Below are 22,784 nucleotides of genomic sequence, written 5' to 3' on the forward strand. Positions count from 1 at the left end.
CGGACCACTGCCCCTGCCGTACCGTTCGGTGCGAAAACACGCAGGTCGCAGAGGGGTAGAGCTGACGTGACGGCTGAACGCGGGAATCTGGTCGGGGTCATCGGGGCCGGAATCGCGGGGCTGGTGACCGCGAAGGTGTTGCGCGACGACGGGTTTCGGGTCGTGGTGTTCGAGAAGGAGGCCGCCCCGGGCGGCGTCTGGATCGAGTCGCGCACGTATCCGGGTCTGCGCACCAACAACTCCCGGGACACGTACGCCTTCTCCGATCATCCGTACGCGGAGTCGGCGGACGTGTTTCCAACGGCAGGGCAGGTACGGGAATACCTTTCGTCCTATATCGACAGGTTCGGTTTGACCCCGTATCTGCGACTGTCGACCGAGATCCTGCGGGTTTCCGAGGCGGACAACGGGTTCGAGTTGCAGGTCAGTGGTCCGGAGGGGGTCGGGACCGAGCGGGTCGACTTCCTGGTGGTGTGCGCGGGCACCTTCTCCGAACCGAACATTCCGTTCATCAAGGGCAGTGAGCGTTTCGGTGGCAAGCTGCTGCATTCCAGCCAGGCCACCGATCCGGAGTTGTTCACCGGTAAGCGAGTCGTGGTGGTCGGCGCGGGTAAATCCGCGCTGGACTGCGCCGACTACGCGGGTGAGCACGCGCGTGACTGCACGCTGGTGTTCCGCAAGCCGTATCCGATGATGCCGCGCTACATCTTCGGGGTCCCGTCGGATCAGTACACGCAGAATCGGTTCTACGAGGCGTTCTTCCGCTATCACCGGCTCAATCGGGTCGAACGGTTCCTGCACGGGTCCGGTGCGCCGATCCGGGACCGGTTCTGGCGCACGGTGGGCGCCGGGATGCGGCTGTCGCTGCGGATGCCGAAGGTCATGGTCCCCGATGAACCGCTGCCCAACGGCGTCGAGCACGCCGGGCTGTGCGAGGACTTCTATCGCAGCGCGCGCCGCGGCGCGATCCGATTGCGGCGCGGCAGTATCGCCTCGTGTTCGGGGGAGGCACAGCTCGAATTGCACAGCGGTGACCGGATTGCCGCGGATGTCGTGGTGTTCGCGACTGGTTGGCGGCAGTCGCTGACCTTCTTGAGTCCGGAGCTGCGCGCGGCCGTGCTCGAGGAGGGCCGGTTCCGGCTCTACCGGCACATCCTGCCGCCGAGCCTGCCGCGGCTGGGGTTCATCGGCTACGGGGCGTCCACCGCCTGCCAGCTCACGGCCGAGGTGTCGGCGCACTGGCTGGCCCAGCAGTTCCGGGGTGAGTTGGACCTGCCGTCACCCGATGCCATGCAGGCGGAGATCACCCGCGTCGGCAAATGGGTGGCCGAGGTGATGCCCGGCCGCCCGGAGGGCTACTACGTCGGCCCCTACCTCTCCCATCACATCGACGAGCTGATGGGGGACATGGGATTGCCGGTGCGGCGCACCGACAATTTCCTGTCCGAGTACTTCGACACCTTCCTGCCCAGCCGCTACTGCGATCTCACCGAGGAGCGGCTGCGGGTGCGGGAGCGGGCGGGCCGCAAGCGCCGCCACCCCCTGCGCTATCTGAGCGCCGGCGGTTCCCTGGGCGGGGTGGCGGTGCTGACCCTGGCGTGGGCCGCCTACCGGAAGATGCGGGAGCGCTGAGTTACCGGGGGTAGCTCAGCGTTTCAGCACAGGGTCCGCAGCCAGCGGCGGGTGTCGGCGGGATCGATGACGTCGTCGAGTTCGAGAACCGTTGCGGCGGTGAGGGCTTTGCCCGCGTCGTAGGCGGCCTTGACCAGGTGGTCGAAGGCGGCTTGCCGGTGTTCGGGGTCCTCGATGGCGGCGAGTTCCTTCGCGAAGCCAAGGCGCACCGCGCCTTCCAGGCCCATGCCGCCGATTTCGCCGGTCGGCCAGGCGATCACGAAGCGGGGTGCGCGGAAGGAGCCCGCCGCCATGGCCTGTGCGCCCAGCCCGTAGCCCTTGCGCAGGATGACGGTGCCGAACGGCACGTCCAGGGCGGCGGCGTCGATGAACAGGCGGCTGAACTTGGTGACGGTGGCCTGGGCCTCGGCATCCGGTCCGACCATGAAACCCGGTGTGTCGCACAGGGAGACGATGGGCAGGTGGTGTGCGCCGCAGAGTTGCAGGAACGCACTGAGCTTGTCGGCGGCCGGTGCGTCGATGGCCCCGCCGAGGTGGTGGCAGTCGTTGGCGATCAGGCCGAAGGGGCGGCCTTCGACACGGACCAGCGCGGTCACGATGCCGACGCCCCAGTCGCGGCGCAGTTCCAGGAAGGAGCCGGTGTCGACGATGGCGGAGATGGCGGCGCGGATGTCGTAGGCGTGCAGCCGGTTCTCCGGTACCGCGTGCCGGGCCAACCGGGCGTCGGGCGCTTCCCAATCCGGTTCGGCCCCTTGGAAATATCCGAGGTAGCGTCGGGCGATCGCGACGGCTTCGGCTTCGTCGGCGGCGACGATGTGCACGACGCCGTTGCGGCGCTGTACCTCGATCGGGCCGATGTCCTCCGGGGTGTAGACGCCGAGTCCGCCGCCCTCGATCATGGCGGGCCCGCCCATGCCGATGTTCGCGTCCGGGGTCGCGATCACGACATCGCACATGCCCAGCAGGGCGGCATTGCCCGCGAAGCAGCGGCCGGACACGATGCCGATCAGCGGCACTACGCCGGACAGTGCGCCCATGGCGCGGAAGGTGGTGACGTCGAGTCCGGAGATGCCGCCGTGATCGGTGTCGCCGGGGCGTCCGCCACCGCCCTCGGTGAAGAACACCACCGGAAGGCGTTGCTGGCGTGCGAGTTCCAGCATGCGATCGGTCTTGACGTGGTTGCGCATGCCCTGGGTGCCCGCCAGCACGGTGTAGTCGTAGGACATGATCAGGGCGCGGGTGTGGTCGCGGCCGAAACGGTCGGCGTTGACGGTGGCGACACCGGCGATCAGGCCGTCGGCGGGGGTGTTGGCGATCAGGTCCTCGAGCCCGCGCCGGGAGCGCTGGGCGGCGACGGCGAGCGCGCCGTATTCGACGAAGCTGTCCGGGTCGACGAGGTCGGTGATGTTCTCGCGCGCGGTGCGCCGCCCGAGGCGGTGCCGTTTGGCGACGGCGGTCTCGCGCCGGGCGTCGAGGGTGGTGTCGTGGCGGGCGAGTACCTCGGCGAGGTCGGCGCGGATCGAATCCAGGTCCACCGCTGCGGATTCGGCGGTGGGGCCGTCGTGGTCGGCGGCGGTGAAGGTGAGCAGCGGCTGATGCGGATCGACCACGTCGCCGGGTGCGACGGTGTGCCGCAGTACCCGCATCGGTTCGGTGGCGCGGAGGACGTGCTGCATCTTCATGGCTTCCAGCACGGCGACTTCCGCACCCGCCGCGAGCACCGTGCCGGGTTCGGTGAGGGAGACGACGGTCGCGCCCATGGGGGAGCGCAGGGGTTGTTCGCCGTCGGCGAGGGATTCCGGGGCGAGGTCGGTCACGGCCGATGACTCGGGGACGTCTGTCGGGTCCTCGAATTCGTCGGCGCGCGTGCGCAGTTCGTCGAGGTGCTGTTCGAACCAGTCGGTGGATACCGGTCCGTTGCCGCGCAGTTCGTCGAGAATGGCGCGCAGCAGGTGCAGGTTGGTGTCCACGCCCGTGATGACGGTCTCGGCGAGTGCGTCCGAACAGCGTTGCAGCGCACCGCAGTACGACGGGGCATGCGAGATCACCTTGGCCAGTAGCGAATCGAACTGCACGCCCTGGCGCAGGCCGACCCGGGCGGCGGTATCGACACGCACCCCGGTGCCGGTCGGTGCTTCGAATCGGGTGAGGGTGCCGGTGCTGGGCAGCACCGCGCCGTCGGCGGCCAGCAGTTCGGCATTGACGCGGGCCTGTACGGCGTACCCGCGGGCCTCGTTCTTGGGCAGATCGAGTTCGGTCAGCGTGCGGCCGCGCGCGAGATCCAGTTGCACCGCAACCAGATCCACGCCGGTCACCGCCTCGGTGACGGTGTGCTCCACCTGCAATCGCGGATTCACCTCCAGGAACCAGACATTGCCGCCGTCGACCAGGAATTCGACGGTGACGACACCCCGGGTGCCCACCGTCTCGGCGATCAGCACCGCCTCCCGATGCGCCCGATCCCGTACCGCCGCGGGCAGTTCCGGTGCGGGCGCGATCTCGACGAGCTTCTGCCGCCGCCGTTGCACGCTGCAATCCCGATCGCCGAGTGCGACCGCGCCCAGCCCGTCGGCGACCACCTGGACCTCGATGTGCCGGGCGCCGGTGACCAGCACCTCGGCGTACACGCTGTCGTCCCCGAACCCGGCGAGGGCTTCGGCGCGGCAGTGCCGCACGGTATCGGCGACCTGCGCCGCATCGGTGACCGGCCGCATGCCTCGTCCACCGCCGCCCGCCGCGGCCTTCACCATCACCCCGCCAGGATGTTCGGCGAGCAGCGCGGAGATCTCGGCGACGTCCGCTCCGGCGCGCGTGGCGGGAAGTATCGCCGCGCCGGCGCGTTCGGCGGCCTCGCGTGCCGACACCTTGTCGCCGAAGATCCGCAGCACCTCCGGCGACGGTCCCGCGAACGTCAGCCCCGCGTCCTGGCAGGCCTGCGCGAATTCCGCACTCTCACTGAGGAATCCGTACCCCGGATGCACCACGGTGTCGACCCCGCCCGCGGCTGCCACCACCGCCGCGATATCCAGATACCCGCCCGCCCCGCTGCCCGGCAGCGCCACCGCCTCGTCGGCGAGCCGCACCGCCAGGCTCCCCGTGTCCTCGGCGGTATGCAGCACCACCGTCCGATGCCCGAGCTCGCGCGCCGTCCGTACCACCCGGACCGCGATCTCTCCCCGATTAGCCACCACAACTCGCACGCCGCCAGGCTATGGCACCCCGGGCCCGGACCGGTGAAAAAGCTGCGTGCCGTGTCACTGCACCCGGGTGGCGATCCCCGGATAGTCCTCGACGAGCCCGTGCGCGTCGTAGGTCATGGTGCAGGTGAACCCCAGATCAGGCGCGGTATACCGGAATCGCCGCGACCCGGTCCGATAGTAGGTCTGTTCCAGCCGTTGCACGCTCAACCCGTCGGCCCGTACATACGCGGCCGGTGCGGACACCTGTGTCTCGGGCGCGGGCCGCAGCCGGTGAATCGGAAAGGTATTGGTCATCGCCGAGGATTCGAGATCCAGATCCAGGCACCCCTGTAGGTGCGGCGCGACGGCCCCGTCGATGCGCCACCCGCCCGCACCGTCGGCCTCCACCTCGATCACCCGTGTCCCCGCGGCACTGCGCCCGGTGATCCGCGCCGACCGGGTCCGCCACGAACTGTCAACCTGCACAATGTAATCCACCACCCACGACACCCCGTCCTCGGTGGCGGTGGTGGTCCCGCGCGCCCGCATCCCCCACGGATTCTCCTCGAAGAACGCCACTTCGAACCCGCTGCGGGCCCCACGATGCCGCCACGCCGCCACCTGCGGCAGCGCGTCGAAACTACTGGAAGGTCCCCACATCCGGACAGCGTATCGACGGCGATGCGCATCCGGCGTCGAACCTCGGCGGATATATGGTCGGGGCCATGCATTGGGACCAGATGACCGCTACGCCGGACGCCCTGCGCACGAGTGCGGCGCGGTTGCGGCGCGGGGTGGGGCAGCTCGAGGTGCTGGCCTCGATCATCGACGCGGCGGACGGGCCGTGGGTGGGGTCGATGGATTCCGATGGGCGCGGGACCGCGGAGCTGCGGATGCATCTGGCGGGGCGGTATCGGTTCCTGGCGGTGGTGACCAGTGCGGGGAAGTTGACGCTGGCGGAGTTGAACGCGCCGGGGCGGGGCAAGCAGGCGGAGTTGGTGCTGTCGACGAAACCGGCGCAGCGCAAAGGGTGGGAGAACCCCAAGGACATGCCCAAGCCGCCCGGCTGGATCGACTTCGTGATCGGGTGGGTGCGCGACGCGAGCGCGTCGGTGGATCGGCGCGGGGTGGTCGAGTGGCGGTTGAAGGGTGCGCAGCAGCGCCTCGACTCCATGAACGACACGGTGGAGAGCATGCGGGCCGCGCTGTACGAGCGGGAGGATCTGCGTGACGCGCTGGCCGCGGAGGTCGCGGACATGCGCGCCGAGATCGAGGCGCTCACCGAGCTGGGCGGGCGTAGAGAACCCGAGTCGCTACCGGTCGAGGCTGTCGACGAGGTCCTCGTCGTCGCCGGTGACGTAGCGCCAGACGGGGAGCAGGGCGTGGTCGTCGAGGGGGTCGGTGGCGTGGTGGGCGGTGGCGCGCAGCCGGGCGGTGACGCTGTCGCCGTCGAGGCCGGAACCGATCAGGACCAGGTTGCTGATCCGGGGTTCGTGGCGGGCCCAGCGGGTGGGTTCGAGGGTGATGTGGCGGCCGACCATGTGCAGCACGAACTTTCGCGGATCGCCGGGAACGGCGAAGGCCAGCACGCCCTTGGCGCGGAACAGTCCTGACGGCGGATCCTCCAGCAGCGCGATGAGTTCGCGCGGATTCAGATCGACGTCACTGGTGAACGAGACGCTGTCGTAGCCGTCGTGCAGATGCCGGTGATCGCAGTGCCCGTCGCAGTCCTCGCCGTGCTCGTGTTCGGTGTGGTCGTGCAGCAGTTCGTCGAAACTCAACTGTTCGCCGATGCGCGGCCGGTCCGGGTCGCGGGTGGGTACGTCGAACAGCAGGCCCGGGTCGATGCGGCCGTGGCTGGTCGGATACACCGGCACCTGTCCGGTCAGCTCGCTCAGTTCGGCCCGCAGCGCGTCGAGAGCCCCGGCTTCGACGCGGTCGGCCTTGTTCAACACCACCAGATCCGCCAGTCGCACATGGCTCGTCAGTTCCGGATGCCGTTCGCGGCTCTCCTGGAAGTGCTCGGCGTCGACCACCTCCACCAGTCCGCCGTAGCGGATGCGCGGGTTGTCGCTGTTGACCACCATGCGAATCAGGTTGCGGGGTTCGGCGAGTCCGCTCGCCTCCACCACGATCACGTCGATCTTCTGTTTGGGATGCGCCAGCCGGTCGAACAGTTCGTCGAGTTCCTCCACGTCGACCGCGCAGCATACGCATCCGTTGCCCAGTGACACCATCGCGTCGACCTGCCCGGCCACCAGCATGGCGTCGATATTGACCGCGCCGAAGTCGTTGACCACCACCCCGATCCGCAGTTCCCGGGTCCGCAGCAGCCGGTTGAGCAGTGTCGTTTTCCCGGCACCCAGGAATCCGGCCACGATCAGGACAGGGATGCGCCGGTTCATCCGCAACACCCTACTGACTCCCGCGGCGCGTTCGGCGAGGTGTCGTGAGGTGGCGGCAGCATGGACGAAACCATCCGGAAATAGCGGACTCCTACCGTGACGAACAAGTCGAATCGATCACGGGAGGTGCGCCGTGCGAGTACGGGACATCCTGGACGCGCCACAGCTGCGAATGCGCCTGCTGCACGGCGACTCCGGCGAACTGGACCGCCCGGTCGCTCGGGTCTGCGCCACCGACATGCCCGACCCGCGCCCGTTCGTGACGGCGGGCGCGCTGGTCTGCACCGGCCTGGTGTGGCGGCACGACCCGGCCGATTCCGAACGCTACGTGGGCCTGCTGGCCGGGGCCGGGGTCGCCGGGGTGGTGGCCGGGCAGGCGCTGCACGGGCACGTGCCCGAGGATGTGGTGGCGGCCTGTGCCCGGCACGGGCTGCCGCTGCTGTCCGCGCCGCAGAGCATGCCGTTCAGCCGGATCATCGAATACCTGGCCGAGCAGGCGGCCGAAAAGCGCTGGCGGCGGGTGCAATCGCGGGCCGAACGGCAGCGCCGGTTGCTGACCGCGGTCGCGGCGGGCGGCGATATCGCCGAGCTGCTTGCGGATTTCGCAGCGGAGCAGCGGGTTTCGGCGTGGCTGCTGACGGCCACCGGCACCATCGTCGCGGGTTCCGGGGAACTGTCCGAGGACGAGATCGACCGGATCGTCGCCACCGCGCTGACCGCACCGCGCCTGCCCGCCGTGACCGCCGGGGCCACCCGCGTTCTACAGGTCGGGGCGGGCGATCGAATCACCGCCTGGTACCTGGTGATTCGCCCGTCGGATCCGGCGCTGGACCCCTTCGGCGCGGACCTGGCCGCCGTCGCCGAACTGTATCGCCAGCGTCGCGCCGATCGCCGCCACCTGGATTGGGAACTCGCCGACCGCTTCCCGGTCCCGTTCCCGGATCGGCCGGACCGCGCCGAGGTCGCGATCGTCTGCGAACTGCATGCCGTCGCGGACCCGCCCGATTCTCGCCGCGATCCCGCGGCGGGCGGTGTGGCCGGCGCGATCGGACGAGCCGGGGCACCTGTGCGTCACCGTGGGCCGGGACAGCGTGCGGTACCGAGTACCGCCGCGGTGAACAGCCCGGCCGCGGTGCCGGACGGACCGGCGATCGGGGCGAACGACCCGGCGATCGCGGTGCGCGAGCCCGCCGGGAGTGCGCTGGAGGTGGTGCGGGCCGCGTTGCACGACGCGGTGCCGGAGCTCACCACCGCCATCGACCGGGAGGGCAGGCTGGTCGGGGTCACCGTCGGTACGCAAGGTGAGGTCGCGGCGGTGCTGCGGCGGCGGCTCGGGTTGATCATGCTCGCGCTCACCGGGGTTCGGCTGGCTGTAGGAGTGAGTGCCCGGCAGCGAGCGGAACCTCTCGATGGTGCGATCGGGGCGGCCGCGGCGGCCTCCACCGCCGCCCGCGACGATGCCGCCGCGGTCAGCGTGCGGGTCGCCGATATCGATACGGCGGTGGGCCTGCTCACCGCGGTACCCGGTGGGCTGCAACGCCGTTTCGCCGAACGGGTGCTCGGGCCGGTCGTGGAGTACGACGAACGGCACGGGGCCGGACTGCTCGAGACGCTGGGGGTGTTTCTCGGATGCGAAGGTTCGTGGCGGCAGGCCGCCGATCGAATGCACCTGCACCTCAATACCGTTCGCTACCGCATCGGCCGGATCGAGGAGTTGACCGGTCGCGATCTGGGGCGCATCGACGACCGGCTGGACCTGTACCTGGCGGTGCGGACCCTGTCCGGTCAGACCGCGCCGGTGTAGGGATCCCAGGCGGTGCCCGCGTCCGGTGCGTCCGCGCGCAGCACGCTGGCCTGGATCAGCCCGTACGGCCGGTCGGCGGCGTAGAAGACCTCGCCGTTGTTCTCGACGCCGAAACGGGTTGTGTCGTAGGCGAAGTGGTGCTTGTTGGGCGCCGACAGCCGGATCTCGGCCAGGCACGGATAGGCCGCCAGGGCCGCCTTGCCCATCTCGAACAGGCTCTGCTGCAAAGCCTTCGAGTGCAGCGTCGCGAAGGTCTCCACCAGAGCGGCGCGAATACCGTGGTAGGCGTCGTCCCAGTCGGCGGGCGGGGTGGCGAAGCGCCATCGCACCGCCAGGCTGGTGGCGAGGATGCGGTCGTAATCCGGTGCCAGCACGGTGAATTCGTCGGTGAGGAACCCCGCGAACTCCGATCCGGTGGACTTCAGGATCACCAGGTCCTTCACCCCGCCGATCACCCACTCGCGACGGGCTTCGCCGCTGCCCTCGACGGTGACGGCGGCGGTGCGCACCTCTGGCCCGATCCGGGTCCAGGTGTGGTCGTGCTCGCGCCCGGCGACCGGAACCCGCTGCCACGCATACTCTTCGATCTCGATGCGGGCGGCGTCCACGGTGGCGATATCACCGGCGAAGTGCCGAGCCAGCGCCAGCCCGTACTCCTCGACGCTGCCGTCACCGTGGGTCTTGGCGTAGGTGAAGATGGTCTGCTTCTGCGAATCCGTCGGCAGCACCGCGCCCTGGTCGCCGGTGATGTGCGCGTCGTCGAACGCCCCACGCAGACACGACGACACATTGAGGTCGCGGATCTCGTGCCGGGCGGTGTCGCGGTAGATGCGCACCACCCGGTTCTCGGCCTTCCCGTACTGGTGCGGGCCGAGCACGATCTGGCCTGCGGTCTCGCTCACCGTCGCCTCCAAGGGTCTGTGGACACTGTCCCCACTCTGACGCACTCCCGCTGCGGGACACGCTGGTTCCGGCGACAAAACGCCGGACCGGGCTACCCCGAGGTTTGGGCGAATCGGACAACACTGCTGGTGGGCGCCGCTGCCTAACCTGACGAACATCCGACCCGGAAGGAAGACACGGCCATGACCTCGCCCCATCCCGTCGACGCCCGGCCGCCCTGGCCGCGCCTGCTGATGTTCGGCATCCAGCACGTGCTGATCATGTACACCGGCTGCGTCACCGTCCCCCTGGTGTTCGGGGCCGCCGCGGGTTTGGACACCGCCACCATCGCCCTGCTGATCAGCGCCGACCTATTGGTCGCGGGCATCATCACGCTGGTGCAGAGCCTGGGGCTGGGGCGTTTCGCCGGTGCGCGACTGCCGATCGTCACCGGCGCGACCTTCGTGGCCATGGGCCCGATGATGCTGATCGCCAAGCAGTACGGATTGCAGGCGGTGTACGGGTCGATGCTGCTCGGCGGTGTCATCGGCATCGCGCTGGCCTGGCCGTTCGCGTCGCTGGTGCGGTTCTTCCCGCCGCTGGTCACCGGCACGGTCCTGACCGTCGTCGGCATCTCGTTGATCGGTGTCGCGGGCGGGTTGATCGTCGGGAACGATTCGAAGGCAGCCACTTTCGCGATGCCGTCGCATATCGGGCTCGCCGCCGCCGTGCTGGCGATCGCCGTGCTCTGCACGGTGCTGGGTCGCGGCGTCTGGTCGCAGCTCGGGGTGCTGATCGCCCTGATCGCCGGCATCGTGATCGCCATCCCGATGGGCCTGATCAAACTCGACGCCGTCTCGAACGCCGCCTGGCTGGGCGCACCGCATCCGTTCCATTTCGGCGCACCGCAGTTCCCGGTGGCGGCGGTGGTGTCGATGACCATTGTGATGGCGGTGGTGTTCGCCGAATCCACCGCGAGCCTGCTGGCCATCAGTGAGATCACCGGAAAGCCTTTGACCCGAGGCGATCTGGCGCGCGGACTGGTCGGCGACGGACTCTCGGCGGTGCTGGCGGGCGTGCTGAACTCGTTCGTGGACACCGTGTTCAACCAGAATGTCGGTGCGGTCGCCAGCACCCGGGTCTTCAGCCGCTACGTGACTGCAGTCAGCGGTGCGCTGCTGGTGGTGCTGGGGCTGGTGCCGCGCTTCGGCGCACTGGTCGCCGCCGTGCCGCAGCCGGTGATCGGCGGCGTGGGCCTGGTGCTGTTCGCGACCATCACCGTGATCGGCGTGGAAACGCTACGGCGAGCGGAACTTTCGGATCGGGTGAATCTCACCATCGTGGCGGTCTCGGTCGGTGTCGGGCTGGTGCCGGTGCTGACGCCCGGCATGTTCACGCACTTCCCGTCCTCGGCCCAGATTCTGCTCAACAGCGGCATCAGTCTCGCCGCGGCAACGGCTTTCACCCTGAATCTTGTGTTCAATCACACTCGTATCGGTGAAATCGCCCGTGGCACAATAGAAACCGAAGAACGGGAGATTGTTTCCGTCACCTAGGACCCCTCCTCATCGGGGAACCGGAGCCGTGGATTCCGTCCGAATCCACGGCTTCGGCCTGTGTCTACCCGCAGGCGTTCACCCATTCCGACAGGCCGTCGGTGAACAGCTGACGCTTCCAGATCGGCACCTCGTGCTTGATGCGGTCCACCAGTTCCGCGCAGGTGGTGAACGCCTCGGCCCGATGCGCCGACGCCACCGCCACCACGATGGCGAGGTCGCCGATGCCGAGCGCGCCGACGCGGTGCACCGCGGCCACCGGCAGCCCGGACTGTTCGGTCACCTCGGCGCAGATCTTCGCCAGGAACTTGGTGGCCTCCGGGTGCGCGGAGTACTCCAGCGCCGAAACCGATTGCCCGCCATCGTGATCGCGCACCTTGCCGGTGAAGACCACGACCGCGCCGTGCTCCGGGCCGCTCACGGCCTTCTCCACCTCGGCCGGATCGAGGGGCTGATCGCTGATGCGGGCGAGCAGGTCAGTCATGGTTGCCTCCTCCGGCCACCTGGGCCAGCAAATGGTCGAGAAGCGGTGTCAGCACGGCGATGCCGTCCTTCACCCCGCCCGGCGAACCGGGCAGATTGACGATCACGGTGCGTCCGGCCAGTCCGGCGACGCCGCGGCTGAGGGCGGCGAGGGGGAACTTGGCGGTGCCGCGCTGGCGGACGGCGTCGGCGACACCGGGGAGTTCGCGATCCAGCAGTGCGAGGGTGGCTTCCGGGGTGGCGTCGGTGGGGGAGGCTCCGGTGCCGCCGGTGGTGATCACCAGGTTCGGCTCGGTGGACAGGGCCTCCGCCAGTCCGGACGCGATGTCGGCGTCGGCGAAGACCAGCGGTCCGCGCACCGAGAAGCCCTGTGCGGCCAGCCATTCGGCGAGGGCCGGGCCGGTGGTGTCGACGCGGGTTCCGGCCGCGGTGCCGGTGGACGCCACGACGACGGTCGCGCTACGTCCCGCGTGTGCTGCGGTAGCGGTCGCGGCGCTCTCGTGGCTGCCGTGTTCGTGCCGGTGCCCGGCGTGCGGAGCCGCGGCCCGCTCGGCCTCGGGGCGCACCCAATGTCCGTGCTTGCCACCCTCTTTGGTGACCAGCCGCACCCCGTTCATGGTGGCGGCCGGGTCCACGGCCTTGACCATGTCGTGCAGGGTGAGCCCGGCGATGGCGACGGCGGTCAACGCCTCCATCTCGACGCCGGTCTGCCCCTTGGTCTTGGCGGTCGCCTCGATGGTGATGGCGGTGTCGGTGAATCCGAACGACACGTTCACCGACGACAGCGCCAGCTGATGGCACAGCGGAATCAGCTCGGAGGTCTTCTTCGCGCCGTTGATGCCCGCGATCCGCGCGGTGCTCAGCACGTCCGCCTTCGGCATGTCGTCGGCCCGCACCAGGCGGATCACCTCGGCGGTGGTGTGCAGTTCACCGGCGGCGACGGCGACGCGGGTGGTCTCGGCCTTCGCGCTCACGTCGACCATGCGGGCGCGACCCTCGCGGTCGACATGCGACAACTCACTCATGGGCACCACCTTGGCACAGGCGCGGGAACGCAACGGTCACAGGGATTCTCACGGTCCGGCTCACAGCGGACGCACCTCCACCAGTGCGCCCGCGGCCAGCTCGGTGATGTCGGCGGGGATATCGATGAGCACGTCGGCGGCGGCCATGGACGCGATCAGATGCGAACCCTGACCGGCCACCAGGCCGACACTGTCGTCGATCACCTTGCCGCGCAGGAACTGTCGCTTCCCGGCGGGGGAGCGGACCGCGTCGCGCAGCGGCAGCCGGGTGACCGGCAGTGCCTGCAATCCCGCCAGCTCGCGCAGCAGCGGGCGGGCGAACACCTCGAACGACACCATGGTGCTGACCGGGTTGCCGGGGAAGCTCAGCACCGGCACGCCGTCGACCACGCTGAGTCCCTGCGGTCCGCCGGGTTGCATTGCCACCGAACCGAATTCGCCGCCCAGCGTGGACAGCACCTCCTTGACGACCTCGAAATCGCCCATCGAGACGCCGCCGGAGGTGAACACCACGTCGGCCTGTGCGACGGCCTCGGCCAGCCGTGCCCGGAACTCGTCGTGATCGTCGCTGGAGTGCGCCACCGACACCACGTCGACGGCATTGTCGGTGAGCGCGGCGGCCAGCGCGATGCCATTGGAGTTGAAGATCTGGCCCGGCAGCAGCGCCGAGCCCGCGGGCCGCAGTTCGTCGCCGGTGGTGAGGACGGCCGCGCGCACCGGCCGCAGCACGGTCAGTTCGGCCAGTCCGACCGCGGCCAGCGCCGCGATGTGCCGGGGCCGCAGCAGGGTCCCGGCGGCGGCCAGTAACTCTCCGGCACGTACATCGGTGCCCGCGTCGCGCACGAAATCCCCGGCGGCCCGGCTCTTTTCGATCGTCACAGTGACGCCATCGGAGCGGGTGTGTTCCACCGGCACCACGCAGTCCGCGCCCGGCGGCACCGGCGCGCCGGTCATCACCTTGAGCGCCGCGCCCTCGGGCAGGGTCAGTTCGTCGGTGTTGCCCGCCGCGACCACCCCGGCCAGCGGCAGGGTCGCCGGGACGATGGCGACCGATTCCGCGCGCACCGCGTACCCGTCCATCGCCGAGTTCCGGAACACCGGCAGATCCAGGGGCGAGTGCACGTCCACGGCCAATCGGCGGCCCAGCGCCCGCGCCATCGGCACCGACTCGGTGCCACGGTCGGCCAGCGGCCGCAGCGCATCCTCGATGCGGCGGCGATGGTCTTCGACGGGTCGGGCCGGGGCTAGCGCGTGCCGGGAACTCATGGTCCTGAGCCTATACGCGAGTGATCTCACACTATGGCGACCGGTGTCATGACCCGGCACGCTTGTAGGAATCTACGAAGGTTTGCACCTGCGGACATAATGGTGCAATGACCGTGATCGCGATGGGCATGCCCGCAGTGCGCTCCGGGCAGCCCTCGATGGACGGCCGCCCGGACACGCCGTTCCTGCTGGACCGGTATGGCCGGATCGCACGAGATCTGCGGGTGTCCATCACCGAGAAATGCTCCCTGCGCTGCACCTACTGCATGCCGGAGGAGGGGTTGCCGCCCATACCGGTGCACGAGCTGCTCAGCAGTGCCGAGATCGTCCGGCTGGTGGTGCTCGCGGTCCGGGAGATGGGGATTCGCGAGGTCCGCTTCACCGGCGGCGAACCGCTCATGCGGCGTGATCTCGAGGACATCATCGGCGGCTGCCGGGCCGAGCTGCCGGATACGCCGCTGGCCATGACCACCAATGGCATCGGTCTCGAGCATCGTGCCCGCAAACTCGCCGCGGCCGGGCTGGGCCGGATCAATGTGTCCCTCGACACCGTGGACCGCGACGGCTTCTACCGGCTGACCCGCCGCGACCGCCTCGACTCGGTGCTCGCCGGAATCAGCGCCGCCGGGCAGGCCGGGCTCACCCCGATCAAGGTCAATGCCGTGCTCATGCGCGAAAACCTCTCCGGCGCAGCCGATCTGCTGAAGTACTGCCTGGAGGCGAACGCGGAGCTGCGGTTCATCGAGGAGATGCCGCTCGACGCCGATCACGAGTGGGCGCGCGCGAACATGATCACCGCCGCCGACCTGCTCGAAGTGCTCGGCGCACGCTTCACCCTCACCGAGGCCGGGCGCGAGGATCCCTCGGACCCGGCCGAACGCTGGCACGTCGACGGCGGGCCCGCCACGGTCGGCATCATCGCCTCGGTCACCCGCAAGTTCTGTAGTGATTGCGACCGCACCCGCCTCACCGCGGACGGCCGCCTGCGCTCGTGCCTGTTCAGCGATCAGGAGTACGACATTCGCGCCGCGCTGCGCTCGGGCGCATCCGACGACGACATCGCGGCGCTGTGGCGCGGCGCCATGTGGAACAAGTCCGCCGGGCACGGCATCGACGCCGCCGGTTTCACCCCGCCCGAACGATCGATGGGAGCAATTGGTGGTTGAGGTTCGCTATTTCGCCGCGATCGCGGACGCCGTGGGCAAGGACCGGGAGATCCTGGATCTGCCCGCCGAGGCCACCGTCGCCGACCTGCGCACCACCCTCACCACCACCTACGGTCCCAAACTGGATCCGATGCTGAAGGTCTGCGCCTACCTGATCGGCGACGAACTCACCCGCGACGCGACCGCCCGGCTGTCGTCACGGGTGGACGTCCTGCCGCCGTTCGCGGGCGGCTAGCCCGAGCGCGCCGCGCGCACCCGTTCGGCGTGTGCGCGGCGAGAGCACGCGAATCTCCCTGTCGGCCGCTAGCATTCGCCGCGTCAGCGCCCGCAGCCGCCAGGAGACCGATCCCGTATGACGCAGGCCCCGAAGGTCCAGCACCCCGCCGTCACCCACCTGCAGGAAAAGCGTTCCGCGAGCATGCAATTGCGGGTCGCGGATTGGATCACCAAGTTCGCCGGCTCGATGCTGTTCGTCTACATCCACGCGGTGGGTTTCGCGGTGTGGATGATCTGGGTCGAGCAGAGCCCCTGGCCGACCCTCACCCTGGTGGTGTCACTGGAAGCCATCTTCCTGTCGACCTTCGTCATGATCGGCCAGAACCGCCAGGCCGAATTCCAGCAGCTCAAAGCGGATCACGACTTCCGCGAACAGGAACTCGAACTCAAGACCAACACCGAACTGACCCGGGCCATCCACGCCATGACGGAGGAACTGCACCGTCGCTTGATCGACGACCCGGATCAGCAGAAGTAGCGCGCTACTTCCACCAGGTGTCGAGCGGGGTCACCGGGACGGCTCGCTTGTGGCGGGTGTTGAGGAAGATCTGCTCGACGCGATCGGAGACCTCGGGGCCGACCGGCTTGCCCTCGAGGTAGTCGTCGATCTGGGAGTACTTCAGCCCCAAGGCTTCTTCGTCCGGCAGCGCCGGCCGGTCGTCCTCGAGGTCGGCGGTCGGCACCTTCTGCCACACGCTCGGCGGTGCGCCGAGTTCCTGCAGCAGGGCCGCGCCCTGACGCTTGGTGAGTCCGGTCAGCGGGGTGATGTCGACGCCGCCGTCACCGTATTTGGTGAAGAAGCCGGTGACGGCCTCGGCGGCGTGGTCGGTGCCGACGACCAGCAGGTTGAGCTGACCGGCGACCGCGTACTGCAGCACCATGCGCTCGCGGGCCTTGATATTGCCGCGCACGAAGTCGCGCAGGCGGGATTCGCCGGTGAGTTCGGCGATGCCGGTGGCGGCTTCCGCACCGGCGGCGTCGGCGCTGGGCTTGACGTTCACCGTGACCTGGCGGTCGGGCTGGATGAAGGTCAGCGCGATCTGCGCGTCCTGCTCGTCGGCCTGTACGCCGTAGGGCAGGCGCACGGCGACGAAGGAGGCGTCCCGGCCCTCGGCGCGCAGTTCCTCGGCCGCCAGCTGGCACAGTCGCCCGGTGAGGGTGGAGTCCTGGCCGCCGCTGATGCCCAGCACGAAGCCGGTCGCGGGCGTGGAGCGCAGGTAATCCTTGAGGAAGTCGATGCGCCGTCGCACTTCGGTTTTCGGCTCGATGGCCGCCACGACGCCCAATTCGGCGATGATCTGTTCGCGCAGGTTCCCCATGCCGACACTCTACTGTGCGGGTGTGGCGGTGACCTGCCGGACGAGCCGCTCCCAGTGATCACCGATCTGCTCCGGGGTGTAGCCGCGGGCCCGGATCTGATGCAGCACCAGTCCCGCGTCGAGGCTGGCGAGCAGGGTGTCGGCCAGCAGCCCGATGTCGCCGGGCGCGCCCGCCTGCCGGAGCAGCAGCGACACATGGGTTTTCGCGATGTTGTAGGGCGGCCCCGAGTACTGGCCGCCGAGGTCGGCGTTCTTGCGCACGTCGCCCTCCACCTCGACCAGTTCGAGCCGGGCGCGGCCGAAGGCGATGAGCCGGTCGAGGCCGGGCGCGCCGGGACCCAGGGGCGGCGGCCCGAACATGTAGGCCCACTGCAGTTTCTGATCGGATTGATCCAGCAGTGCCAGCATCAGTCCGGCGCGATTGCCGAAGCGCCGGAACACCGTGCCCTTGCCGACGCCCGCCTTCTTGGCGACCGCGTCCATGGTGACGGCGTCCGCGCCGCATTCGCGCACCAGTTCCTCGGTGGCGTCGAGCAGCAGTTGCCGGTTGCGGGCGGCGTCGCTGCGTTCGTGGCTGCTGCCGGGCATGAGCAGCGGCACCGAGTGTGGTGGCGGCCGCTGGTCGCCGATGGGTTCGATGGTCAGCGAGACATCGGGCAGTGCGAGATCCTTGGGTAGCGCTGCGGCCGCGTCCGGACGGAGATCGTCCGGTGTTGTGTCTGGCGTCACGGCTGATGTGCTCCTGCCCGGGAATGTAAGCGGACTGCGGTCCGGTTACAGTGTATCGAAAGTTCCGCCGCTGGACAGCAACCCTTGGAGATCATCATGTCGCAGACCCGCATTCTCGTTCTGGTCGGCAGCCTCCGTGCCGCGTCGATCAACCGCCGCCTCGCCGAGGCCGCCGTGCAGACCGCCGCCGACGGGGTAGAGCTGTCCATCTACGACGGACTGGGTGATATTCCTTTCTACAACGAGGACATCGACGCCGAGGGCAAGGTGCCCGCCGCCGCGCAGGCGCTGCGTGACGCGGTCGGCGAGTCCGACGCGCTGCTGCTGCTCACCCCCGAATACAACGGCACCCTGCCGGCCGTGCTGAAGAACGCCATCGACTGGGCTTCGCGCCCCTACGGCGCGGGCGCGCTCAAGGGCCGTCCGGTGGCCGTGATCTCGGCGTCCATCAGCCAGAACGCCGCCAAGTGGTCGCATGCCGACGCGGTGAAGGCGCTGGGCGTGGCGGGTGCGAGCGTGGTCGAGGAGGCCTCGCTGCACTTCGGCACCATCGGTTCGCGTTTCGTCGAGACCCACCCGGCCGACGATGCCGAGGCGCTGACCCAGCTGGCCGCCAGCGTGCACCTGCTGGCCGAGGCTGCCCGGGCCCGGGCAAACGTCTGACGGACTCGGGAACCGCCCGGCGGTTGCGGCGATAATTCGCTGAATCCAGTGCGAGGCCACGGCTTTTGAGCCGTGGCCTGACGCTTTTCCGGACCGTTCCGGGCTAACGTCTAGCCATGCAGCTATCGTCGGGCAAATCTCTTGCGAGGAAGTCCGTGTGGAGCCGTTGCTCCCTGGCGGTCACGCTCGCGATCTCCGCGGTCGCGATGGCGTCGAACGCCGCCGAAGCCGTCGCCGAATCGAATGTCCGTTTGTTCCTGGGCAACTGGGCCGGGTACGTGGTGCGCGGTCCCGTCCACGAGGTGAGCGCCACCTGGGTGCAGCCGCAGATCGACTGCCGCAATCCCGGCGTCCTGCAGCGCGTGGTGCCGTGGGTGGGCCTCAACGGCGCCACCGCGCTCGACGGGCACGTCGCCCTGCCGCTGATGCAGACCGGCGTCGAATCCCTGTGTGCCAGTGACGCGGCCGTTTACGCGGCGATGCCGGGACTACAGGTCGAATCTGTCGCGGCGGGCCTGTCCTACGTCGACGCGCACCTGGCGGGCACGGTGATGAATGTCGGAGCGAAGGTCTCCGATGTGCTGGGCGCGGCCGCGGACGGGCTGTGCGCGCTCGGTCTGCTGCACGAGTCCTGCGTCCCGGACAAGACGCTGGACGCGTGGTGGGAAGGCTACCCGGATCCGCCGTACGCCTACCAGGATGTGCAGGTGCGGCCCGGTGACACCATGCATTCGACGGTCCGCTGGGACGGCGGCCGCTACGTCATGACCCTGGACAACCGCACGCTGGGCTGGTCGCGCACCACTGTCGCGCCGTCGAACGCTCCGGCCGACACCGCCGAGATCGTGGTCGAGGGTCACCTGGACGCCGCGCTGCCCGGGTTCGATCCGATCACCTTCACCGACATCTCGATCGACGGCCGCCCGCTGTCGGACTACGACGCGCAGACCTATGGCATCGCCGCGACCGATCGCCTGCTGGTTCCCGGTCCGGTGCAGGGATCGTCGTTCACCATCGGCTAGCCGCGACACGCCGAGGCGACGGGGTGCCCCGGGAATTGGGGGCGGGTGCGCCCGGGCGCGGGAAGCGGCTGGTGGCGCGAGTCTGCTGTGACTCGTGTGATGGGTGTTGATCAGGGGGAACAGTGAGTTTGCTGGAAATGAACTGAAGGTCCAAATTGTGACGTGCGCCTCAGTCGTGTCGAGTTGCGAATCGAGTGTCCTGGTACTTACGCCACCAGAATTTCATCCGTGTGAGTCGCAACATGTCGTGTTGTATGAATCTGTCGGCCACTAGGTGTAGTGTCTTGGGAGCTGGAACGCCACTAGGCAGCGACCTCGAACGCAGCCGGGTGACCAGGGACTTCGGTCCCGCTTCCAGGGGTTTGCGCATCAAGTACGTGGATCGTCTTTCACCCGTGCACTGCATACGGATCGAAGGCCAGGAGAAGGGGATACCAATGACCATCACCGTTTACACCAAGCCCGCTTGTGTTCAGTGCAACGCCACCTACCGCGCCCTCGACAAGGCCGGTGTCGACTACGACGTCATCGACATCTCCGAGAGCCCCGAGGCCCGCGACTACGTGATGGCCCTGGGCTACCTGCAGGCTCCCGTCGTCGTCGCCGGTGACAACCACTGGTCGGGTTTCCGCCCGGACCGGATCAAGGCGCTCGCCGACGCAGTCGCGGTCGCATAGCCGCTCCAAAGCCGAGGAGGTAACCGAGATGTCCACCGCGACACCGAATCTCGTCTACTTCTCCAGCGCTTCGGAGAACACGCACCGCTTCGTCGAACGGGTGGGAATCCCCGCCGTTCGCATTCCGCTTCACACCGCCGACTCGCTTCGCGTCGACGAACCCTTCGTGCTGATCGTTCCCACCTACGGGGGAGGTCGGCACGTTTTGGGTGGGCAGCGATCCGACAAGGAATTCGTCCCCCGACAGGTGGCCAAATTCCTCAACGATCCGCACAACCGCGCTCTGCTGCGGGGCGTGATCGCGAGTGGCAACACCAATTTCGGCGATACGTTCTGCTATGCGGGAGAAGTGATCTCGCGCAAAACAGGGGTTCCGTACCTGTATCGCTTCGAACTCATGGGAACTGCCGAGGACGTCGCGCGCGTCCGAGAGGGATTGGACTTGTTTTGGCAACGACAACAGCACCGGTCGGAAAGACTGCCCGCGTAGAACGCCCCGTCAGCGGCGACTCCGCCACCGAGGGCCTGGACTATCACGCGCTCAACGCGATGCTGAACCTGTACGGTCCCAACGGCGAGATCCAGTTCGACAAGGACCGGGAGGCGGCGCATCAGTACTTCCTGCAGCACGTCAACCAGAACACGGTCTTCTTCCACAACCTGGACGAGAAGCTCGACTACCTCGTCAAGGAGAACTATTACGAGGCAGAGGTTCTCGACCTCTACAGCCGTGAGTTCATCAAGCGACTGTTCCAGCAGGCGTACGCCAAGAAGTTCCGCTTCCCGACCTTCCTGGGCGCGTTCAAGTACTACACCTCGTACACGCTGAAGACCTTCGACGGCAAGCGCTACCTGGAGCGTTTCGAGGATCGCGTCTGCATGGTGGCCATGACGCTGGCCGCCGGTGACGAGACCCTGGCGCAGGAGCTGGTCGAGGAGATCATGGACGGGCGTTTCCAGCCCGCCACCCCGACCTTCCTGAACTCGGGCAAGAAGCAGCGCGGCGAGCCGGTGTCGTGCTTCCTGCTGCGCATCGAGGACAATATGGAGTCCATCGGGCGCTCCATCAACTCCGCGCTGCAGCTGTCCAAGCGCGGCGGCGGTGTCGCGTTGCTGCTCAGCAACATTCGTGAGCACGGCGCGCCGATCAAGAAGATCGAGAACCAGTCCTCCGGCGTCATCCCGATCATGAAGCTGCTCGAGGATTCCTTCTCCTACGCCAACCAGCTGGGCGCGCGTCAGGGCGCGGGCGCGGTGTATCTGCACGCGCACCACCCCGACATCTACCGCTTCCTGGACACCAAGCGCGAGAACGCGGACGAGAAGATCCGCATCAAGACGCTGTCGCTGGGTGTGGTGATCCCGGACATCACCTTCGAGCTGGCGCGCAAGAACGAGGACATGTACCTGTTCTCGCCGTACGACGTGGAGCGCATCTACGGCGTGCCGTTCGCCGACATCAATGTCACCGAGAAGTACTACGAGATGGTCGACGACAAGCGGATTCGCAAGTCCAAGATCAAGGCTCGCGAGTTCTTCCAGACCCTCGCCGAGCTGCAGTTCGAGTCGGGCTACCCGTACATCATGTACGAGGACACCGTGAACCGGGCAAACCCGGTGGCGGGCAAGATCACCCACTCCAACCTGTGCTCGGAGATCCTGCAGGTCTCGACCGCCTCGGAGTTCAACGACGATCTGTCGTATTCCAAGGTGGGCAAGGACATCTCGTGCAACCTGGGTTCGCTCAATATCGCGAAGACCATGGATTCGCCGGATCTGGCCAAGACGGTGGAGACCTCGATCCGCGCGCTGACCGCGGTGTCGGATCAGACCCACATCTACTCGGTGCCGTCGATCGAGCAGGGCAACAACGAGTCGCACGCCATCGGCCTGGGCCAGATGAACCTGCACGGTTACCTGGCGCGTGAGCACGTCCACTACGGGTCCGAAGAGGGCGTGGACTTCACCAACATCTACTTCTACACGATTGCCTACCACGCCATCCGCGCCTCGAATCTGATTGCGCAGGAGCGGGGTTCGTACTTCGGCGGCTTCCCCGAGTCGAAGTACGCGTCGGGCGAGTTCTTCGACAAGTACACCGAGCAGGTGTGGGAGCCCGCCACCGAGCGAGTGCGTCAGATCTTCGCCGACGCCGAGGTCCACATTCCGACGCAGGACGACTGGCGCACCCTCAAGGCCCTGGTGATGCAGCACGGCATCTACAACCAGAACCTGCAGGCCGTCCCGCCGACCGGCTCGATCTCCTACATCAACCACTCCACCAGCTCGATCCACCCGATCGCCTCGCGGATCGAGATCCGCAAGGAAGGCAAGATCGGCCGCGTCTACTACCCGGCCCCCTACCTGACCAACGAGAACCTCGAATACTTCGAGGACGCCTACGAAATCGGTTTCGAGAAGGTCGTCGACACCTACGCCGCCGCCACCCAGCACGTGGACCAGGGCCTGTCGCTGACGCTGTTCTTCAAGGACAGCGCCACCACCCGCGACGTCAACCGCGCCCAGATCTACGCCTGGCGCAAGGGCATCAAGACCCTCTACTACATCCGCATCCGCCAGATGGCCCTCGAGGGCACCGAAGTCGAGGGTTGCGTGAGCTGCATGCTCTGAGCGACAACGCTTTCCACACGGGCGCTTCCGGGTCACCGGGAGCGCCCGTGGCTATTGTGTGGAGACGCC

Annotated in this window: 20 protein-coding genes; 11 read left to right on the forward strand and 9 right to left on the reverse strand. The window is 68.2% G+C overall.

Annotated features, from left to right (window positions below; translation table 11 throughout):
• Nucleotides 1–66 precede the first annotated feature (66 nt).
• Nucleotides 67–1,632, forward strand: coding sequence for a flavin-containing monooxygenase (locus OG300_RS01085; protein WP_405491165.1), 1,566 nt, complete (start codon nucleotides 67–69; stop codon nucleotides 1,630–1,632).
• 23 nt (nucleotides 1,633–1,655) lie between these two features.
• Here OG300_RS01085 and OG300_RS01090 read toward each other — a convergent pair whose 3' ends face one another.
• From OG300_RS01090 to OG300_RS01100, 3 genes are all read right to left on the reverse strand, one after another.
• The gene (locus OG300_RS01090; RefSeq protein ID WP_405491167.1) at nucleotides 1,656–4,832 is read right to left on the reverse strand and encodes a carboxyl transferase domain-containing protein; all 3,177 of its coding nucleotides are present in this window, start codon (nucleotides 4,830–4,832) and stop codon (nucleotides 1,656–1,658) included.
• 54 nt (nucleotides 4,833–4,886) lie between these two features.
• The gene (locus OG300_RS01095) at nucleotides 4,887–5,471 is read right to left on the reverse strand and encodes a putative glycolipid-binding domain-containing protein (protein WP_405491169.1); all 585 of its coding nucleotides are present in this window, start codon (nucleotides 5,469–5,471) and stop codon (nucleotides 4,887–4,889) included.
• 653 nt (nucleotides 5,472–6,124) lie between these two features.
• The gene (locus OG300_RS01100) at nucleotides 6,125–7,216 is read right to left on the reverse strand and encodes a CobW family GTP-binding protein (RefSeq protein ID WP_405491171.1); all 1,092 of its coding nucleotides are present in this window, start codon (nucleotides 7,214–7,216) and stop codon (nucleotides 6,125–6,127) included.
• Between the two features lie 133 nt (nucleotides 7,217–7,349).
• Between OG300_RS01100 and OG300_RS01105 the strand changes: the two genes are divergently transcribed.
• On the forward strand, nucleotides 7,350–9,020 hold the full coding sequence (locus OG300_RS01105; RefSeq protein WP_405491173.1) for a helix-turn-helix domain-containing protein: 1,671 nt from the start codon (nucleotides 7,350–7,352) through the stop codon (nucleotides 9,018–9,020).
• Here OG300_RS01105 and pucL read toward each other — a convergent pair.
• Entirely contained in the window at nucleotides 9,002–9,922 is a 921-nt protein-coding gene (pucL, locus tag OG300_RS01110; RefSeq protein ID WP_405491175.1) for a factor-independent urate hydroxylase, read from the reverse strand. The two genes, OG300_RS01105 and pucL, sit on opposite strands and share 19 nt — an antisense overlap.
• Before the next feature lie 183 nt (nucleotides 9,923–10,105).
• On the opposite strand from pucL, the gene OG300_RS01115 reads away from it, so the two are divergent.
• The gene (locus tag OG300_RS01115; RefSeq protein ID WP_405491177.1) at nucleotides 10,106–11,458 is read left to right on the forward strand and encodes a uracil-xanthine permease family protein; all 1,353 of its coding nucleotides are present in this window, start codon (nucleotides 10,106–10,108) and stop codon (nucleotides 11,456–11,458) included.
• 64 nt (nucleotides 11,459–11,522) lie between these two features.
• Here the strand turns inward: OG300_RS01115 and OG300_RS01120 are convergent, their stop codons facing one another.
• The 3 genes from OG300_RS01120 to glp are packed head-to-tail and all read right to left on the reverse strand — an operon-like array spanning nucleotide 11,523 to nucleotide 14,232.
• On the reverse strand, nucleotides 11,523–11,942 hold the full coding sequence (locus tag OG300_RS01120) for a molybdenum cofactor biosynthesis protein MoaE (RefSeq protein WP_405491179.1): 420 nt from the start codon (nucleotides 11,940–11,942) through the stop codon (nucleotides 11,523–11,525).
• Nucleotides 11,935–12,966 carry a bifunctional molybdenum cofactor biosynthesis protein MoaC/MoaB gene (gene moaCB / locus OG300_RS01125; protein ID WP_405491181.1) on the reverse strand — a complete coding sequence of 344 codons (1,032 nt, stop codon included), beginning with the start codon at nucleotides 12,964–12,966 and terminating at the stop codon, nucleotides 11,935–11,937. Before moaCB ends, OG300_RS01120 begins: the two co-directional genes overlap by 8 nt.
• A 60-nt stretch (nucleotides 12,967–13,026) precedes the next feature.
• Nucleotides 13,027–14,232: a gephyrin-like molybdotransferase Glp gene (gene glp / locus OG300_RS01130; RefSeq protein WP_405491183.1), complete on the reverse strand. Its 1,206-nt coding sequence runs from the start codon at nucleotides 14,230–14,232 to the stop codon at nucleotides 13,027–13,029.
• Nucleotides 14,233–14,339: 107 nt separating this feature from the next.
• On the opposite strand from glp, the gene moaA reads away from it, so the two are divergent.
• The 3 genes from moaA to OG300_RS01145 all read left to right on the forward strand — a co-directional run bounded on the left by moaA (nucleotide 14,340) and on the right by OG300_RS01145 (nucleotide 16,152).
• On the forward strand, nucleotides 14,340–15,398 hold the full coding sequence (moaA, locus tag OG300_RS01135; protein WP_405491185.1) for a GTP 3',8-cyclase MoaA: 1,059 nt from the start codon (nucleotides 14,340–14,342) through the stop codon (nucleotides 15,396–15,398).
• The gene (locus tag OG300_RS01140) at nucleotides 15,391–15,633 is read left to right on the forward strand and encodes a MoaD/ThiS family protein (protein ID WP_405491187.1); all 243 of its coding nucleotides are present in this window, start codon (nucleotides 15,391–15,393) and stop codon (nucleotides 15,631–15,633) included. The genes moaA and OG300_RS01140 overlap by 8 nt, the downstream gene beginning before the upstream one ends.
• A gap of 117 nt (nucleotides 15,634–15,750) precedes the next feature.
• Nucleotides 15,751–16,152: a DUF1003 domain-containing protein gene (locus tag OG300_RS01145; RefSeq protein WP_405491189.1), complete on the forward strand. Its 402-nt coding sequence runs from the start codon at nucleotides 15,751–15,753 to the stop codon at nucleotides 16,150–16,152.
• A gap of 4 nt (nucleotides 16,153–16,156) precedes the next feature.
• Here OG300_RS01145 and nadE read toward each other — a convergent pair whose 3' ends face one another.
• Both nadE and OG300_RS01155 read right to left on the reverse strand, forming a co-directional pair.
• Complete coding sequence (gene nadE / locus OG300_RS01150) at nucleotides 16,157–16,993, reverse strand: ammonia-dependent NAD(+) synthetase (RefSeq protein WP_405491191.1); 837 nt, start codon at nucleotides 16,991–16,993, stop codon at nucleotides 16,157–16,159.
• Nucleotides 16,994–17,002: 9 nt separating this feature from the next.
• On the reverse strand, nucleotides 17,003–17,581 hold the full coding sequence (locus tag OG300_RS01155; RefSeq protein WP_405498870.1) for a TetR/AcrR family transcriptional regulator: 579 nt from the start codon (nucleotides 17,579–17,581) through the stop codon (nucleotides 17,003–17,005).
• Between the two features lie 237 nt (nucleotides 17,582–17,818).
• Here OG300_RS01155 and OG300_RS01160 point away from each other — a divergent pair, with 237 nt between their 5' ends.
• The 5 genes from OG300_RS01160 to nrdE all read left to right on the forward strand — a co-directional run bounded on the left by OG300_RS01160 (nucleotide 17,819) and on the right by nrdE (nucleotide 22,715).
• Nucleotides 17,819–18,385, forward strand: coding sequence for an NAD(P)H-dependent oxidoreductase (locus tag OG300_RS01160; RefSeq protein ID WP_405491193.1), 567 nt, complete (start codon nucleotides 17,819–17,821; stop codon nucleotides 18,383–18,385).
• A 155-nt stretch (nucleotides 18,386–18,540) separates the two neighbouring features.
• A complete protein-coding gene (locus OG300_RS01165; RefSeq protein WP_405491195.1) occupies nucleotides 18,541–19,407 on the forward strand; it encodes a G1 family glutamic endopeptidase in 867 nt (288 codons plus the stop codon).
• Nucleotides 19,408–19,844: 437 nt separating this feature from the next.
• Nucleotides 19,845–20,084 (forward strand): redoxin NrdH, encoded by a 240-nt coding sequence (locus OG300_RS01170; protein WP_405491197.1) that lies wholly within the window; start codon nucleotides 19,845–19,847, stop codon nucleotides 20,082–20,084.
• Between the two features lie 28 nt (nucleotides 20,085–20,112).
• Entirely contained in the window at nucleotides 20,113–20,574 is a 462-nt protein-coding gene (nrdI, locus tag OG300_RS01175; protein ID WP_405491199.1) for a class Ib ribonucleoside-diphosphate reductase assembly flavoprotein NrdI, read from the forward strand.
• 59 nt (nucleotides 20,575–20,633) lie between these two features.
• The gene (gene nrdE / locus OG300_RS01180) at nucleotides 20,634–22,715 is read left to right on the forward strand and encodes a class 1b ribonucleoside-diphosphate reductase subunit alpha (protein WP_405498871.1); all 2,082 of its coding nucleotides are present in this window, start codon (nucleotides 20,634–20,636) and stop codon (nucleotides 22,713–22,715) included.
• Nucleotides 22,716–22,784 lie beyond the last annotated feature (69 nt).

Origin of the sequence: Nocardia sp. NBC_00511 (genome assembly GCF_045161165.1) — a bacterium.
Classification (GTDB): domain Bacteria; phylum Actinomycetota; class Actinomycetes; order Mycobacteriales; family Mycobacteriaceae; genus Nocardia.